Consider the following 1,284-nt stretch of genomic DNA (forward strand, 5'->3'; position numbering starts at 1 on the left):
GCCACCGTAATCATCGTCGCTGTTTTTGCCAAAGTAGCGATGGAGCGTTGCAACACACGCTCGGTTTGTAAATCAAGTCCAACTGTAGGTTCGTCAAACAATATAATGGCAGATCGCTTCAGAAAAGCCCTTGCCAGAGCAAGCCTTTGCTTCTCCCCGCCAGAGAGCCCCCTGCCGCCTTCGCCCACAAAGGTATCAAACCCCTGTTCGAATTGAGCAACAACCGCAGCAAGCCCTGCGTCCACCGCTGCTTGCTCGATTTCCTCTCGAGACACGTCTCGGCGGGTACCGATGGCAATATTATCAGCGAACGTACCTGCGAAAATATACGGGTGTTGCGTAATATAACTAACGTACTCGAACCATGCAGACTCATCATGTGTCGTGACTGAATTTCCGTTGATAAGGACCTTGCCTGACGCTGGTTTCAGTAAACCAGCAATGAGATGTAACAAGGTTGTTTTGCCTGAACCACTTTGTCCAACAATGGCGATATGTTCTCCCGGAGTAATCGAGATCTTCTTCGTTTGAAGCTCAAATGAATCGCTCCTATACTGAAAACGGACATGATCCAGTTCGATGGTTGGTGGCAGGGGTAATAGATTTTCATGAGATGTCTCGTACTCTTGCGACAGTTCTTTTAGGGCCTGGTTACTGCTTGGATGTGCCCCCAGTTCCCCCTCAGTTTGTGTATTTCGATCGTCGTCCGTTTCAACCAGCAACTTTTCAACTCTGCGAATCGCCCCCATACTCGTTCTCCCGCTATGAAAAGCCGTTCCGGTATTCTTCAGTAAGGTATAGAACTCTGGAACTAGCAACAATACCAGAAAGGCGGTGTGAAACGACATGGATTTGAAGACGAGCAGCTGAATGGCCAGTTCGAGAGCGATAACGCCGATGCTTAGCATGACAATCGATTCCAGCATGAACGTATTCGTAAAAGCGATTTTTAAAATATCCATCGTAGCATCACGGTAACCTAGGCTGCTGCGTTCGATGACCCGCTTCTGATGATGGGCCCGTCCAAATATTTTCAAGCTAACCAGCCCTTGAAGCGAATCCAGAAAAGTACCGGAAAACTCAGCCAATTGCTCATATTTTTCTTCTGATTTGTTTTTTGTTCGTAGTCCCACAAGAATCATGAACAGCGGGATAAACGGAGCGGTAAATAACATAATCCATCCCGAATTGGGGTGCTCGATGAATGTAATGATTAGAATTAAAATCGGAATGATTGCGGCTTCCAGCATACGTGGCATGTACTGACTGAAATAACTGTCAGCC

General features: G+C 47.1%; 1 protein-coding gene. It reads right to left on the reverse strand.

The annotated features are described in order from the left end of the window. Positions 1 to 1,284 (reverse strand): ABC transporter ATP-binding protein/permease (locus P364_RS0134910; RefSeq protein WP_024634539.1); only part of this gene is annotated, 1,284 nt, incomplete at both ends.

Origin of the sequence: Paenibacillus sp. MAEPY2 (genome assembly GCF_000499205.1) — a bacterium.
Taxonomy (GTDB): domain Bacteria; phylum Bacillota; class Bacilli; order Paenibacillales; family Paenibacillaceae; genus Paenibacillus; species Paenibacillus vandeheii.